The sequence below is a fragment of the uncultured Ligilactobacillus sp. genome, assembly GCF_948826705.1.
In the GTDB taxonomy this organism is placed as follows: domain Bacteria; phylum Bacillota; class Bacilli; order Lactobacillales; family Lactobacillaceae; genus Ligilactobacillus.
Genome location: NZ_CAQLEL010000004.1, coordinates 1 through 14,865 on the forward strand (window position 1 = coordinate 1; position 14,865 = coordinate 14,865).

Annotated in this window: 14 protein-coding genes; 2 read left to right on the forward strand and 12 right to left on the reverse strand. The window is 40.5% G+C overall.

The features are described from left to right. The first annotated feature begins 278 nt into the window (after positions 1-278). Positions 279-464: a 50S ribosomal protein L28 gene (gene rpmB, locus Q9Q35_RS00295; RefSeq protein ID WP_004047397.1), complete on the forward strand. Its 186-nt coding sequence runs from the start codon at positions 279-281 to the stop codon at positions 462-464. A gap of 100 nt (positions 465-564) precedes the next feature. Here the strand turns inward: rpmB and Q9Q35_RS00300 are convergent, their stop codons facing one another. From Q9Q35_RS00300 to gmk, 12 genes are all read right to left on the reverse strand, one after another. Beyond that, positions 565-2,205 (reverse strand): peptide ABC transporter substrate-binding protein, encoded by a 1,641-nt coding sequence (locus Q9Q35_RS00300; protein WP_304651631.1) that lies wholly within the window; start codon positions 2,203-2,205, stop codon positions 565-567. Positions 2,206-2,337: 132 nt separating this feature from the next. Further along, the gene (locus Q9Q35_RS00305; protein WP_304651632.1) at positions 2,338-2,985 is read right to left on the reverse strand and encodes a thiamine diphosphokinase; all 648 of its coding nucleotides are present in this window, start codon (positions 2,983-2,985) and stop codon (positions 2,338-2,340) included. 1 nt (position 2,986) lies between these two features. Beyond that, positions 2,987-3,637: a ribulose-phosphate 3-epimerase gene (gene rpe, locus Q9Q35_RS00310; protein ID WP_304651633.1), complete on the reverse strand. Its 651-nt coding sequence runs from the start codon at positions 3,635-3,637 to the stop codon at positions 2,987-2,989. A 14-nt stretch (positions 3,638-3,651) separates the two neighbouring features. Beyond that, complete coding sequence (gene rsgA / locus Q9Q35_RS00315; RefSeq protein ID WP_304651634.1) at positions 3,652-4,539, reverse strand: ribosome small subunit-dependent GTPase A; 888 nt, start codon at positions 4,537-4,539, stop codon at positions 3,652-3,654. A 21-nt stretch (positions 4,540-4,560) separates the two neighbouring features. Continuing rightward, complete coding sequence (pknB, locus tag Q9Q35_RS00320; protein ID WP_304651635.1) at positions 4,561-6,255, reverse strand: Stk1 family PASTA domain-containing Ser/Thr kinase; 1,695 nt, start codon at positions 6,253-6,255, stop codon at positions 4,561-4,563. Then, complete coding sequence (locus Q9Q35_RS00325; RefSeq protein ID WP_304651636.1) at positions 6,252-7,001, reverse strand: Stp1/IreP family PP2C-type Ser/Thr phosphatase; 750 nt, start codon at positions 6,999-7,001, stop codon at positions 6,252-6,254. The genes pknB and Q9Q35_RS00325 overlap by 4 nt, the downstream gene beginning before the upstream one ends. Before the next feature lie 4 nt (positions 7,002-7,005). Then, entirely contained in the window at positions 7,006-8,355 is a 1,350-nt protein-coding gene (rsmB, locus tag Q9Q35_RS00330) for a 16S rRNA (cytosine(967)-C(5))-methyltransferase RsmB (RefSeq protein ID WP_304651637.1), read from the reverse strand. Continuing rightward, entirely contained in the window at positions 8,336-9,301 is a 966-nt protein-coding gene (gene fmt, locus Q9Q35_RS00335) for a methionyl-tRNA formyltransferase (RefSeq protein ID WP_304651638.1), read from the reverse strand. The genes rsmB and fmt overlap by 20 nt, the downstream gene beginning before the upstream one ends. A 27-nt stretch (positions 9,302-9,328) precedes the next feature. Beyond that, a complete protein-coding gene (priA, locus tag Q9Q35_RS00340) occupies positions 9,329-11,749 on the reverse strand; it encodes a primosomal protein N' (RefSeq protein WP_304651639.1) in 2,421 nt (806 codons plus the stop codon). Then, the gene (gene coaBC / locus Q9Q35_RS00345) at positions 11,749-12,939 is read right to left on the reverse strand and encodes a bifunctional phosphopantothenoylcysteine decarboxylase/phosphopantothenate--cysteine ligase CoaBC (RefSeq protein WP_304651640.1); all 1,191 of its coding nucleotides are present in this window, start codon (positions 12,937-12,939) and stop codon (positions 11,749-11,751) included. The genes priA and coaBC overlap by 1 nt, the downstream gene beginning before the upstream one ends. A 113-nt stretch (positions 12,940-13,052) precedes the next feature. After that, on the reverse strand, positions 13,053-13,262 hold the full coding sequence (gene rpoZ / locus Q9Q35_RS00350) for a DNA-directed RNA polymerase subunit omega (RefSeq protein ID WP_004047376.1): 210 nt from the start codon (positions 13,260-13,262) through the stop codon (positions 13,053-13,055). A gap of 128 nt (positions 13,263-13,390) precedes the next feature. Beyond that, complete coding sequence (gmk, locus tag Q9Q35_RS00355; RefSeq protein WP_304651641.1) at positions 13,391-14,005, reverse strand: guanylate kinase; 615 nt, start codon at positions 14,003-14,005, stop codon at positions 13,391-13,393. A gap of 306 nt (positions 14,006-14,311) precedes the next feature. On the opposite strand from gmk, the gene Q9Q35_RS00360 reads away from it, so the two are divergent. Continuing rightward, positions 14,312-14,707 (forward strand): hypothetical protein, encoded by a 396-nt coding sequence (locus Q9Q35_RS00360; protein WP_304651642.1) that lies wholly within the window; start codon positions 14,312-14,314, stop codon positions 14,705-14,707. Positions 14,708-14,865: the final 158 nt, after the last annotated feature.

The following is a 14,865-nucleotide window of genomic DNA, read 5'->3' on the forward strand; positions in this document are numbered from 1 at the left end:
CTTTTCATTATACCATGTTTATCGTAATTGCCCAAAAACAGTTGTTCATTTTATCTTTTTTACCCTTTAACTACTGACATTCTTCCCTGTTAGATCGCCCAAATTAGTTTAGATAAAAATTTAACTTTTGAAAAAATCCTATGTTTTAGGCATTTATAGCTGTCAAGCAAAATTACTTTATAGAAAACTATTGCAATCGCGCGCTATCTATGATAATTTTATTTAGTGAATGAGCAAGACCCCTTGCTCCTTAATTCGAGATAAGGGAGGATATAATCATGGCTAAAGATTTTGTAACTGGTCGTAAGACAACTTTTGGCAAGAAGCGTTCCCATGCTTTGAACCAAACAAACCGTAGCTGGAAGCCAAACTTGCAAAAGGTACGCATCTTGGTTGACGGCAAGCCTAAGAAGGTATGGGTTTCAGCTCGTGCTTTGAAATCCGGTAAAGTTACACGCGTCTAATCGAGGCGTTTACAGGCCCCAACTTGAGGGCTTTTTATTTTACCTTAAAACACATATAACGCCCCGTAAATAGCACTAGGCCTATTACGGGGCGTTTTACTTACTCAACAATATAAACTTCTTTCCAATTGTTAGTAGCACCGGCTGAATTTTGGATCAAACCTTTGACAGTCACATTTGTCAACTGTGGTACATTAGTTTGATAAAGTGGGGCCACGCCTTGTTGTTCGCTTAAGACTTTAGACGCTTGGACTAGATCATCAAAACGCTTAGCTTTATCACTCGCATCAGTCGTCTTGGAGGCTTCGATCAAGCGGTCGTATTCCGCATTTTCCCATTTACCAAAGTTATAAGAATTATCTTTAGTAAAGAGATCTAAAAAACTGATCGGATCAGCAAAATCGGCTGACCAACCACTTAACTGGACATCAAAGTCACCTTTTTCACCACGGGCGATCCGTGTTTTCAATGGAACGCTTTGCACTGAAACTTTAACATCAGATAAATTTTCTTCTAGCTGGCTTTGGATAAATTCAGCTACTTTCTTTGAAACATCGTCATCACTACTCATTAAAGTAAATGCTAACTTATCTTGACCCAATTCAGCCAAACCTTCTTTTAATAATTCCTTGGCTTTTTTCTTGTCATAGCTGACGCCAGCTGTGGTTTTAGCTACCTGAGCAAAATCTTGCCCTTTGTATTGGGCTAGACCTTGGGAAACGATCCCTAGACTTGGTTGCGAACCACCACCAACGATATTTTTAGCTAATTCTTGCCGATCGATTGCATAGGATAGTGCTTGACGGATCTTTAAATTCTTAAAACTTTCCCTTGTCTGATTGAATTCTAGATAAGTAGTCCGCGCTTGCTTTAAGACACTATATGCTGGATCTTTTGCCAATTGCTTAGCCTGTTCATTGCTCAAAGTCGTGTAATCGAGTTGTTTACTTTGATAGAGATTATACGATGTCGTCGTACTCTTATTGACTTTAAAGTTGATCGTTTCGAGTTTGACTTTCTTTTTATCCCAATAATTTGGATTCTTATTTAGTTTCCAATTCAAGTTAGAACCAGTCCACCCATCAACTACGAACGGTCCATTATAGACCATTGTCTTGGCTGAAGTTCCATACTCATCACCAAATTTTTCGACTGCTTTTTGATTTTGTGGTAAGAATGGTTCAAAACCTAACAATAGTTGGAAATACGGGATCGGCTTCTCCAAAGTCACCACTAACGTCTGATCATCTTTGGCTGTGATCCCCAAAGTTTCAGGTTTAGCTTCACCTTTGATGATCGCATCAGCATTTTTGACCCCACTATAGAGATAAGCGTATGGTGAAGCTGTTTTTTGATCAACAGTTCGGCGCCAACCATAAACAAAATCATGTGCTGTCACCTTATCTCCATTAGACCATTTGCCATCTTTTCTTAATTTAAAAGTATATGTCAAATTATCATCTGAGACTTCTGTTTGTGTCGCTAATCCTGGTTCGATCTTGCTATTTTTCCCTAAGCGATATAAACCTTCCATCGAGTTATTGATGATATCACCACTATAGGCATCCGAGACCTTCGATGGATCAAGGGTCGCTAATTCAGCTAAATAACTCCAATTCAAGACTTGTTTTGAAGCTACCTGTCCCGTAGAATTTGCTTTTTGCTTACTTGAACAAGCTGTCACTAATAAGCCTGTGGCTGCCAAAGCAAGTGCGCCAGTCATCAATCGTTTAAATTTCATAATACTCCCCCTCATGCTATTCATTACTTAAATATTAATTAATGTTTCGTTAATTTTAATCCAAAACAAATCAAAAAGCAATATTTTCTGCAAAAAAATATGATCACCAAATTATTGGTGACCATTATTTTTTTAACTATCTTTACTTTGAATAACACACAACACGCCACTATCAAAACTAAAACTAGCACTTTCTCCAATAAATTCATTACTGACATATGCAGTCGGTAATGAAAGATCTTGCTCAAATAATTGATATTTTTCATCAGGAAGCGTCAGCTTAGTTACCGGTGTCAGCGAAATAAATGAGAGATAACTCATCTCCTCTAACTTAGTCAATGTATAACTTCCAGGTAAATAAAACCGAATCTCATTTTGACAGTCTTTGAAACAAACTTTAGGTACAAACGTTGGAAAATCTAAACGTAAAATGCTAAATAAATTAGCCAAAAAATGATCACTTCGTCCCCCAGTAGCCCCATAGACCATGATCTGCTCTGGATGATATCGGCGTTCGATCTCTAATAAGGCTACTTCAGTATCAGTATAGTCCTTTTTTGCTGGCAAACTACAGATAGCTTGACTAGCTTCTTTGACTAATTTAACTTGTTCTTCAGTTGCAGAGTCAAAATCGCCAACAGCTAACAAGGGTTTGACCTTTGCTTGACATAAGCGAACTGCCCCCATATCTGCACCGACCCATGGTTCATCTTTTTTAGCTTGCAAAAGCCCCGGTGGTAAATGATCCACTGGACCTCCGACTAATAAATTTAACTGCATCCTATTTAGCAGCCTCTTTTAACGTTGCGATCTGCATCGCTGGATCTTTTGCATTAAAAACGTATGAACCAGCAACTGCAACTGTTGCTCCCGCTTGAGCAACTTCTTTGATCGTTTCAGCATTGATCCCACCATCGACTTCGATCTCAAAGTCAAGTCCACGTTCTTTTTTATAAGCTGCCAATTCAGCTACCTTGGCTACTGTTTCAGGGATAAAAGCTTGGCCACCAAAACCTGGATCGACTGTCATTATCAACACTTGATCGACTAGTGATAAAACCTCAGATGCTGCCATAACTGGGGTCCCTGGATTCAAAACAACTTCTGCTTTTAGACCACTAGCTTTGATCTGACTCAAAACTCGATGGATATGCTGTGTTGCCTCTAAATGGACCCCAACGATATCAGCCCCTGCCTTTTTTAAGTCAGTAATATATTTTTCTGGTTCATCGACCATCATATGACAATCAAAAACTAGCTCCGAATGCTTACGCAAAGCCTTTACTACATTAGCTCCAAACGTTAAATTATCGACAAAATGACCATCCATTATGTCAATGTGTAAATATTCAGCTCCTGCCTTTTCCACTACAGAAACATCATCTTTCAAGTTTGCAAAATCGGCACTTAAAATTGAAGGTGCAATCTTCATATTAAATTCCTCCGTTATCTATATTTAGGCTTTTGATTTATGATCATATCGTGGAACAACTGATAATTATCATAGCGACTAGGCATGATCTCGCCCGACTCTACCGCTGCCTTGACCGCACATTTAGGTTCATTGATATGCAAACATCCCCTGAATTTACATTCAGCTTGATGGGCTACAAGATCTGGAAAGAGCGCTGGAAGTTGTTCTTTAGTGATCTCTAATAATTCAAAGGATGAAAAACCAGGTGTATCGGCTAATAAATTATCTCCGATCGGCAAAAGGGAAACTTTACGCGTCGTATGCCGTCCGCGACTTAAAGCTTTGGAGATCTCGCCAGTTGCTAGCTTCAAATTTGGCTCTAGCTGATTCAAAAGCGTTGACTTACCCGCACCAGTTTGTCCCATAACAACGATGACTTGATGGTGGAGTTTTGCCAACATCGTCTCTAACGTCTCAAGTCTAGCTGGCAGGCCTCCACGATAAACCGGATAAAACTTAGCATAGTAGTTGAGGATCGGGTCAAGCTCTGCCTTTTTTTCTTCTGTGAGGAGATCATATTTTGAAAAATACAAAACTGGTGCGACATCGTTGGCCTCTAACATCACTAACTGACGGTCAAGTAAATTACTGGAAAAATCGGGCTGGACACAAGCAGTGACTACAAGAGCTGTATCTAAATTAGCCATTGGTGGTCTGATCAACTGATTTTTTCGCGGATAGATCTCTAAAATATAGCCTTCATCAGCTTTTTGTGCTTTAAACTCTACAAAATCTCCTACCAGCGGAGTTTGCTTTTTTTTGCGAAAATTTCCCCGCGCTCTAGTTCGATACTCTATACCATCAGTAGTAACTACATCATAGTAGCCACTTAAAGATTGTCTGATCTGTCCTTTTGTCAATTACTTTATCACCTTTCATTTCTATTCTACTTCATAATTATAGGGAACATTTTCATTCTTACTACCCAAAGTTATCTCCAACACATCACCTTCATGCAAAGGTGTCCCTACTGCTGGCTCTTGGGCGATCACAAACGTAGCCTTTTTCTTTGAACTTGATGCTTTTTTCACAACTAATTCTAAGCCACATTCGCTTGCATATTCCTTAGCCTCACTCAAAGTATAGCCTGTTAGATCGATCATTCCCTCAAAGTTGGGCCCTTGACTGACCGTAAATGTTACCGTTGTTTTTGCAAATGCAACTTTCTTTTTAGGTGAGATCGATTGGGCGATTATTTCACCACCTGCTACACTATCTGAATATTGTTTCTTTTGTTTGATCGTGACCCCTTGAGCTTTCAATTTACGACTAACATCACTAAAATCACGACCACGATAATCCCCAAAAGCTTTTTTGGGTAGCCCCTTAGATAAGATCAGATCGATCTTAGTGCGCTGTTTGACTGTCGTTCCCTTACTTGGAGAAGTAAAGGTCACACAGCCTGCATCATAGCGATCATCGTATTGATAAGTCACTTTACCCAGACTCAAGCGTTGACTTTCCAATAGCTGTACAGCTTCTTTTTTATGCATCCCCTTTAAATTAGGGACCGATACATCTCTTGGGAGCGTATAAATAAGCATCCCTAGAACCACTAATATCGATAAGATCACTAGTAGCCAAATTTTTAACCGTTTAGGCCGTTTTTTCACTACCTTTTGAGATTCTGGTGTAATTTGTATCGTCTTAGTTAAGTTTTTATCTTCACGAGCTACCTCATCATAAAAATTAGGTAAGATCTTAGTCTCTTCTTCCACGTGTATCCGCGGATGCCAACGTGGCTCAGATGTTCGTTTTTCATCTAAACAAGTTGCTAGGTCACCTTGCATCTCTTCCACATTTTGATAACGATCATTAAGATCTTTAGCAGTAGCATGCAAAACGATATTTTCTAAAGCCTGCGGGATATCTTGCTTAAATGAACGTGGCGATGGCATCTGACTGCGATAATGTTTCAATGCGATCGAAACGGCTGTTTCACCATCATATGGAACGCGCCCCGTCAACATTTCAAATAAAATGATCCCTAATGAATAAATATCAGATTGTTGAGTTATCATGCTGCCACGCGCTTGTTCGGGTGAAATATAATGAACTGATCCCATCAGCGTATTCGTCTTAGTCATCGTTTCTTCAGCTAAGGCGATCGCGATCCCAAAATCAGTTATTTTAACATTCCCCGCTTCATCTAATAAGATATTTTGGGGCTTTAGATCGCGATGGATGATCCCATGGCTATGTGCTTCTCTTACTGCTGACAAGATTTGCTCCATGATCTCGATCACTTTAGCATAGGCCAACGGTTTATGCTTTTCGATGTAGCGCTTAAGATCCATCCCTTTAACATATTCCATTATCAAATACTGCATCCCATGATCTTCACCAACATCGAAAATATCAACGATATGTGGATCATCGAGCTCGATCAACGAATTAGCTTCACGTTGAAACCGTCTGATCGCAGCTTTATCGTCGCTTAGATCTAGCCGTAAGAGCTTAACTGCCACCTCACGTTCTAAGATCAGATCGTAAGCTAGGTAAACATTAGCCATGCCACCTTCGCCTAAAGAGCGGATGATGCGGTAGCGACCATTGATCGCATAACCGGCTCTCATTTTTCATCGTCCTCCTCATCTGACCCAATTATCAAAACTGTGATATTATCCGAACCCCCAGCTAAGTTAGCTTGCTCAACTAGTTTTTCAGCTTTTTCTTGCAAAGACAGTTCTGGTAACTCTAAGATCTGTTTGATCTTTTCATCATCTAACATGTTCGTCAAGCCATCCGAACAAAGTAAATACATATCAGTCGGCAATAACTTAAAAATGCATGAATCAATCTTAGCTTGCCTAGAGACTCCTAACGTCCGTGTAATAATATTCTTGTGCGGATGATGTTTAGCTTCTTCTTTGCTGATCTCACCCCGCTTGACTAATTCATTGACATAAGAATGGTCTTCTGTGATCTGCTCAAATTCATCTGCATGTAACAAGTATGCTCGACTATCACCGATATTTGAGATCGCGATCTGGTCAGCAAAGATCATCGCACATACAAGTGTCGTCCCCATTCCAGCTAGATCTTGATACTGATCAGCTCGTTTCAAGATACTATTATTTTCAACGATCACTTGATCTTCGAGCCATTTTATTGCTGCTGTTGCATCACTTAACTCTGTCTGTTCAAATAGGTAGCCAAGGTGAGAAACTGCCATTTCAGAAGCGACTTCTCCTCCTAAATGTCCGCCTAAACCATCTGCCACGATCGCAAAGCTAAAACCAGCTTTATTTTTAAATGTCGCGACACGATCTTCATTGACTTGTCGGACTTGGCCAACATCACTCGTATATGCGATCTTCATCTTGTTACACCTCAGTTCTTTTAACTAATGTTGCGATATAAAATCCATCCGATAAGTAATCATCAGGATAGATCGTCAAACCCAGTTCTTGACGATCGGCTTTGAGGTCAAAAGCCGTTTTTGTTTTGACCTGCTCAAATTCTGGGTGAGCTTTTAGAAACGCCGAGACAGTTTGTTGATTTTCACTGTCTAAGATCGTACAGGTACTATATGTCAGTGTACCCCCGACTTTTAGTAACGGCGCCACCGCATCTAAAATACTAACTTGGATCTTATGAAGGGCTAATGAATCTTGATATTTTTTCTCATACTTGACCTCTGGCTTACGCCGTAACAAGCCGATCCCAGAACAAGGAGCATCTACTAGTATTTTATCAAAACTTGCCTTATCGAACTCTTCGGACGCCTTACGTGCATCCAGTTGCAAAGCCCTCACTTGTGCTTTAACATGGGCACGGAGCGCATTTTGCTCTATCAAAGCCACTTTATGCTTATGGATATCCAAACTGGTGACTTGTCCTGTCTCTAACTGAGCAGCGATCTGCGTGGTTTTTCCACCTGGTGCTGCACAAGCATCTAAAACTTGATCATCTACCTTGAGCGCCATCGATTCAACTGCCAACATCGCACTTTCATCTTGTACGATCGCTTGACCGGTTTTAAAAGCTTCTGTAGCTGGAATAAAGCCAGTGTCGACTTGCAAAGCTAATGGTGTAACTGAGCTTTTTGCCACTTCAAGTTTTTCAGCCTCTAACTGTTCGACTAGTGCCTTAGCTGTCGTCACTTTAGTATTGACACGGACCGTTTGTTTTGGAGGTTGATTGACCGTTTCTAAAATACTTTTAGTTTTAGCTACACCGACCTCTTTTTGCAACTGTTCGACCAACCACCGAGGCGTACTAGTTGTAATGCTCAAAGCTTTGATCGGATCAGTGATCGCATCTAAGCTCGGTAAGCCTTGGCGATCGATCGCGTGCAAGATCCCTGTGACAAACTTCCGGATCCCGGTATGCCCCTTGACTTTGGCGATCTCGATCGTTTCATTAAAGATCGCACGTTTAGGAATATTATCCAAATAGATCTGTTGATAAAGCGCCGTTAAAAGTAGTTGTTTGACCCAACTTTGTAATTTATTTGGCTGTTTGATAAACGGCTTTAAATAATATTCAAGAGTAAGCTTATGTTGGATCACACCATAGACGATGTTAGTCAATAAATGTGCATCCCGCTTTGTCAGTTCGTTTTGTTTGATCGTTTGATTGAGTGCTAAATTTGAGTACGCGCCTTGCTTTTCGACTTTTTCAAGCAATTCAACAGCTAAATAACGCGGTGTCTTATTTATCTTCTTTGCCATCTGAAATTACCTTTTGCCCTACTTTTAATCCTTGACCGATACCATTTAAATAATCGGTGATCTTTAATTTAGGTTTACCTGCTGGCTGTAAAATTTTAACACTATAAGTCGTATTTTCAGCTGCGGCTAAGATCAGCTCATGTTTTGAAACTTCGACCACTGTCCCAGCTTCAAACTCTGTTGTTTGCGCTAGTGGTTCGATCTCCCATAACTTAGTTCGCTTGCCTTTGAGATCGGCAAAGTATGCGCCTGGCGCTGGTCGTAATGCCCGGATCTTACAATCGAGTTCTTTAGCTGTCAGATTTAAACTCAAACACTCTTCTGCCGGTTTGATCGTTGGTGAAAAGATGACTTTTGTTTCATCTTGTTCAACTGGTTTGATCTCACCTGCGATCAAATGTGGTAACATTTCTAATAAGGTATCGCGCCCTAAGATGCTCATCTTTTCAAAGATCGAAGCTGTATCGTCTTTTGGTCCGATCGGCATCTCTTTTTGAGCTAGCATTGCACCGGCATCCATCTTTTTGACCATATAGATGATCGTGACACCAGTCTTATCATCCCCATTCATGATTGCATACTGCACTGGAGCTCCGCCACGATATTTAGGCAATAATGAACCGTGAACATTGAGCGCGCCGACCTTTGCTGCATGTATCAGTTTAGTAGGTAAAAATTGACCAAAAGCAGCTGTAACGATCAGGTCTGGCTGTAGATCGATGATCTCTTGCATCTCAGGACTACCTGATATCTTTTCTGGTTGCAAAACCTTGATCCCATATTTTAAAGCCATTTCTTTGACCGGTGAAGCTGTTAAGACCCGTTTACGTCCTGTATAACGATCTGGTTGGGTCACAACTGCTTTTACATCATATCCATTGATTACTAGACCTTCTAAGATCGGGGCAGCAAATTGTGGCGTCCCCATAAATACTACTGATGTCATTTCACTTATCATCCTCTTTACTTAACATTATAAAAAATTGACTGGTTCACGATCGATTACGACCATGAGCCCTTTTTTCTCACCGCTTTGGCTTTGTAAGAGCAATTCTTGTAAATACTTTTCCAAAGCGGGTTCTTGTTTATATTTTATCACTAATTGGTAATAAAACCGATTCTTGATCTTTAAGATCGAACTTGGTGTTGGGCCTAAAACTAGCGCTTGTGAACTCAAGCATTGATCGAGTCCTTTTTTGATCACAAAGCTTTCTTTAGCAGCTTCTGCCTCACTTTTAGCACTAACTGTGATCTTGATCGTATAGTAATACGGTGGGTAATTATTCAAATGGCGCAAATTCATCTCGTAGAAGAAAAATTGCTCATAGTCTTGACGACAGGCTAGTTGGATCGCGTAATGCTCTGGATTATAAGTCTGAATGACCACTTGACCGGTCTTATCGGCACGACCAGCCCGTCCACTAACCTGTGTCAAAAGTTGAAAAGTCCGTTCACTCGAACGATAATCTGGCAAACTCAAAGCTGTATCAGCGTTTAGAACCCCAACTAAAGTCACCTCGGGGAAGTCTAACCCTTTAGCGATCATTTGCGTTCCTAATAAAATATCAGCCTCATGCGCCCCAAATTTAGCTAATAATCGCTCATGTGCGCCTTTTTTACGTGTCGTATCAACGTCCATCCGCAAGATCCTTGCTTTGGGTAACAACTTTTCTAACTCAGCTTGGACTTTTTGAGTTCCGGTCCCATAGTAACGGATCTTTTTGCTATCACAACTTGGACAACGGTGCGGGATCGCTTCTTCATGGCCACAATAATGGCATTTCATCGAGTGCGTATCCATGTGTAAGGTCAACGAAACATCACAATTCGGACACTTCAAGACAAAGCCACAATCGCGACACAAAACAAACGATGAATAACCACGCCGATTCAGCATCAAGACGACCTGTTCTTTTCTTGCCAAGCGTTTAGTGATCTGATCAAGCAGTACCTGCGAAAAATCTGGGGCAGGTGCTGTCTTAACAGCTTCACGCATATCGACTAAAGTGACCTGTGGCAAAGAGCTACCATTGATCCGTTTAGTCAAATTCAATTGTTGATAAACACCTTTTTTGGCGCGCGCACGTGTCGCTAGATCTGGGGTTGCCGAACCTAAAACTACCGGGCAATTATGGTATTTTCCACGCCAAAGCGCCACATCCCTAGCTTGATAACGTGGCATATCTTCTTGTTTATAACTTGCTTCATGCTCTTCATCAATAATGATCAACCCCAGATCATTTAAAGGTGCAAAAATAGCCGAGCGCGCACCAACTACGACTTTGGCTTCCTTGCGCTCTATCCGACGCCATTCATCGTAACGTTCACCATCTGATAACGCACTATGCAACATCGCAACATCTTTACCGAAACGCTCTTTGACTCTTTGGACCATTTGTGGCGTCAGTGATATTTCTGGTACGAGCATCAAAGCCGAACGCCCTTGGTCCAATGCATGAGCGATCGCTTGAAGATAAACCTCAGTCTTACCACTGCCGGTCACACCTTCCAATAAAAACGTAGTCGCATTTTTAGCTATTATCGCTTGATCGATCTGTTCGACTGCTCGCTGTTGTTCAGACGTTAATTGCTTAGGTGTAGTCGCTTGGAGCGCCTTATCACCATAAGGATCACGATAGCGTTCTTGCTGGGCTAACTTTAGCCATCCTTGCTGAGCTGCTTTTTTTAATTGATTTAAACTGATCTGCAAACTTGCTTGCAGCTTTGTTTGCAAAAACTTTTGGTGCGAATTTTGATATAAAAATTCTAATAACTCCAATTGTTTATGAGCGTTTTTCCGCACTTTGGCTTTGAATTGGGCATAGTTTTGTTCATCGACTAGCGAAGTCACCACTCCGACCTGCTTTGCTCTAGCCCGATCTTTAACATGATAGACTACTTCTAAATGACCAGCTTGGCGCATTTGTGCCAACTTATTCAATTGTTGTGTCGACAATTTACTTTCATCAAATTCGATCTCTGACTTTCCAGCAAAAAGTGAGTTCAGTTCTTGAGGTAATTCAACAGCTGAAAGCAAACGCAAACTCTTAGAATAGCTTGCACGCATAGCATTAGGCAACATCACTTGTAGGCAACGGATCTTAAATGAAAATGTCTTTTGGGCTAACCAATCGGCTAATTGTAAAGCTTCATTATTCAAAACTGGAGCTAGATCCATTAAACTCGTAACTCGCTTAGGTGCGATTTCAAGCTCATATTCGTCAGTCAGACCGACGATGAAACCTTGGATCTGCCGTTCTCCCTTACCAAAAGGGACGATCACTCGCATGCCTACCTGAGCTTGCCCTTGTAATTCTTGAGGTAACTCATACGTATATGGACGATTAGTTTGCATCGCAGGCACATCAACGATAACTTGCGCATAATGTGCCATCAGCACTCACCTCGTAACTGCAAAGCAAAACTCAAGATCAGATCAGCTAATTGCGTCTTTTTTAGCTTACCAGTAGCTTTAGGTGCGTTTTCCCTTGTCAACAGCCAAGCTTCGTTATCGTCAGCACCAAAGCCGATATCTTTTCGTGAAACATCATTTGCAACTAAGAGATCTGCATTTTTTTGCTGTAACTTTTTAGTTGCATGATATAACAGATCAGTCGTTTCAGCCGCAAAACCAACTAATATTTGATCACGCTTTAATTCACCTAACCGCTTTAAAATGTCTGGATTTTTTACCAGCTCTAATTGCCATGTTTCAGCATTTTTTTTGATCTTTTGTTCCGCAACGGTTTTAACTCGATAGTCTGCCACTGCAGCTGCCATGATCACAATATCTTGTTTGTCATAATAGTTGAGCATCGCTTTTTCTAATTCCGTGGCAGTCTGGACCTTACATATCGTAACTCCTGCTGGTGGTGTTAGTTTAGTCGGACCAGTGACCAGAGTAACTTCTGCTCCTCGGGCTAAAGCTTGCTTGGCTAAGGCATACCCCATTTTTCCACTCGAACGATTAGCGATATATCTGACCGGATCGATCGCTTCTCTAGTTCCACCTGCACTTATCAAAACTTTTTTTCCTTTAAGATCCTGTTCGATATTTTCTACTTCAGCGATCCAAGCATAGATATCTTCTGGCTCAGGCATCCGACCTTTACCGGCATAACCTTCAGCTAGTAGGCCTGTCACTGGTTCTAAAATTGCAACACCATCGGCCTGCAATCGTGCAATATTACGCTTAGTTGCTGGATCGGTCCACATTTTATCATTCATAGCAGGAACAACATATTTAGGCGCTGCCGTCGCTAATAAAGCAGTCGTTACAAAGTCATCAGCTATCCCATTAGCCATCTTAGCGATCACATTAGCTGTAGCTGGTACTACTACAGCTAGATCAGTCCAATCAGCTAACTCGATATGTGGCACAGGTGAATCATTTTCAAAGAGATCTGTATAAACTTCTTGATGGGTCAAGCCCTTAAATGTCAGTGGTGTAACGAACGCTTGAGCCGCTTTAGTCATTGCGATCTTGACTTTTGCACCTTGTTTAACGAAGAGTCGCGCCAAAATAGCTGCTTTATAGGCTGCGATCCCACCACTTACATAGATCGCTATATGTTTTTTCTCCAAAAAATCAGCCCCTTTAATTATCTATACATATTTTAGCACATTCCTCAAATTTAATATTTTTAGTTGTTCAAAAAAAATGAGACCAAGGTCAACCTCAGTCTCACTCTGCTATATTAGCCTTCTTCACCTTCAGATTTGATCTTAAGGTCACCGGCAACGATTTCTTCTAAAGCTCGGCCAACACTTTTTACCGATTCATATTCGCTCAACATCGGATGTGCACCGGCATCAAGTTCGTGTGCACGCTTAGATGCAAGCATGATCAAAGAGTAACGTGAATCGACACGTTCTAAAAGTTCATCCACTGATGGGTATAAAATCATTGAATATTCTCAACTATATGAATGTGAACAAGTCAAAATAAACTTGTGAAGAATATAGTCTCTTCCTTTCCTAGATTTATTGCGCTATTGCCTCACATTTAAACTTCTTAGCTCTCGACTCAAAGCGGTCAGTCGACCCCTAATTGTTTCTTATAATCAGGCAAGAAACGTTTAACACGCCAACGTTCAGCCCGAATGATAGTTTTGATCTTTTCTGCTGCCTTAGAAACTTCATCGTTTACGACCGCGTAATCGTAATTTTGCATCATTTCGATCTCATCTTTTGCCTTTTCCATACGCTTATCGATCGTTTCTAGATCATCAGTCCCACGATTGATGATCCGTTGGCGAAGTTCCATTAGGTCAGGTGGGGTCAAGAAGATGAACAAGCCGTCTGAAACTTTTTCACGTACTTGCATTGCACCTTTGACTTCGATCTCCAAAAAGACATCCTTACCCGCATCAAGCATCTCATTAACGTATTTTAATGGTGTTCCATAATAATTGTCAACATATTGAGCATATTCCAACATGCCTCCGTCGGCGATCTCTTTTTCAAACTCTTCTTTTGAAACGAAGTAATAATCTTTACCATTAACTTCGCCTGGTCGCATTTGTCTAGTCGTCATTGAGATCGAATAGTCAAAGTTGTTTCCTTCTTGTGAAAAGATCTCCTTTCGCACAGTCCCCTTCCCCACACCAGAAGGACCTGAAAGGACGATCAACATTCCTCTTTTAGCCATGCGCTTTATAACTCCTCAATTTATAAGTTTATATACCATTGTGCACTTTTTTAAGGCTTTTTTCAAGTCGTCATGTCCATTTTTGCAGATTTTAATTAAATTTTCTCAAAAAAATCTAAGGCTTTTCATGTCATGAGCAATCCCCTAATCAAGAACCACTTATTGTATATATTATACTATTCTGTAAAATACCTAGTTCCCCTCTAAATTACATCAATATATTTTTATCCAAATTTTCTCTTGATTTATCGAACGGATGTTCATATAATATAAATATCAAACAAATGTTCTAGGAGGGTATTTACCATGACACTAAAAAAATTCTTCAGCCCTGAAAATTTGAGCAAATTGACTAAAAATCTCCATACTAAAGCACAATCATTCTTCGAACTCGAACAAACAACGCCTACTCCACGTACAACAGATTTTGCAAGTATCCCACCAAAGCAACTTACACTTTTCTTACAACAAGCGATTCGTTCTCAAAAAACAGCTACCCTCACTTTAGCACTAAAGGATGGCACGACTGAAACACTCAGTGGGAAACTCGATCCGATCAAAAATCGTTTTGATGCTGTAACTCTCAAGGTATCAGACAAACAGACCCGTGTCGTCTTCATCAAAGATATCGTTCATCTCGGTTTAGAACGTTTCTCCGTTAAAGATGTCACACTTCACCACCCAGTCCTTGTCAGTAAATAATAAAAAAACCTGTCGTAATGGCTATAATGCCCTCTAAGTATACAGATGAAATAGAAAATTCATCTTATACTTGGAGGGTATTTTATATGTCTAGGAAATCAAAATACAGTGCAGAACAAAAATTAGCTATACTAAATGAACTAACTCGTTCTAATATC

Excerpts from the sequence above, each read along its gene's own strand:
- Q9Q35_RS00300 (WP_304651631.1), bottom strand. The coding sequence starts at position 2,205 with ATGAAATTTAAACGATTGATGACTGGCGCACTTGCTTTGGCAGCCACA.
- rpoZ (WP_004047376.1), bottom strand. The coding sequence starts at position 13,262 with ATGATTTTATACCCATCAGTGGATGAACTTTTAGAACGTGTCGATTCA.
- fmt (WP_304651638.1), bottom strand. The coding sequence starts at position 9,301 with ATGACATCAGTAGTATTTATGGGGACGCCACAATTTGCTGCCCCGATC.
- Q9Q35_RS00305 (WP_304651632.1), bottom strand. The coding sequence starts at position 2,985 with ATGCAGTTAAATTTATTAGTCGGAGGTCCAGTGGATCATTTACCACCG.
- rsmB (WP_304651637.1), bottom strand. The coding sequence starts at position 8,355 with ATGGCAAAGAAGATAAATAAGACACCGCGTTATTTAGCTGTTGAATTG.
- rpmB (WP_004047397.1), top strand. The coding sequence starts at position 279 with ATGGCTAAAGATTTTGTAACTGGTCGTAAGACAACTTTTGGCAAGAAG.
- Q9Q35_RS00360 (WP_304651642.1), top strand. The coding sequence starts at position 14,312 with ATGACACTAAAAAAATTCTTCAGCCCTGAAAATTTGAGCAAATTGACT.
- priA (WP_304651639.1), bottom strand. The coding sequence starts at position 11,749 with ATGGCACATTATGCGCAAGTTATCGTTGATGTGCCTGCGATGCAAACT.
- Q9Q35_RS00325 (WP_304651636.1), bottom strand. The coding sequence starts at position 7,001 with ATGAAGATCGCATATACGAGTGATGTTGGCCAAGTCCGACAAGTCAAT.
- gmk (WP_304651641.1), bottom strand. The coding sequence starts at position 14,005 with ATGGCTAAAAGAGGAATGTTGATCGTCCTTTCAGGTCCTTCTGGTGTG.
- pknB (WP_304651635.1), bottom strand. The coding sequence starts at position 6,255 with ATGAGAGCCGGTTATGCGATCAATGGTCGCTACCGCATCATCCGCTCT.
- rpe (WP_304651633.1), bottom strand. The coding sequence starts at position 3,637 with ATGAAGATTGCACCTTCAATTTTAAGTGCCGATTTTGCAAACTTGAAA.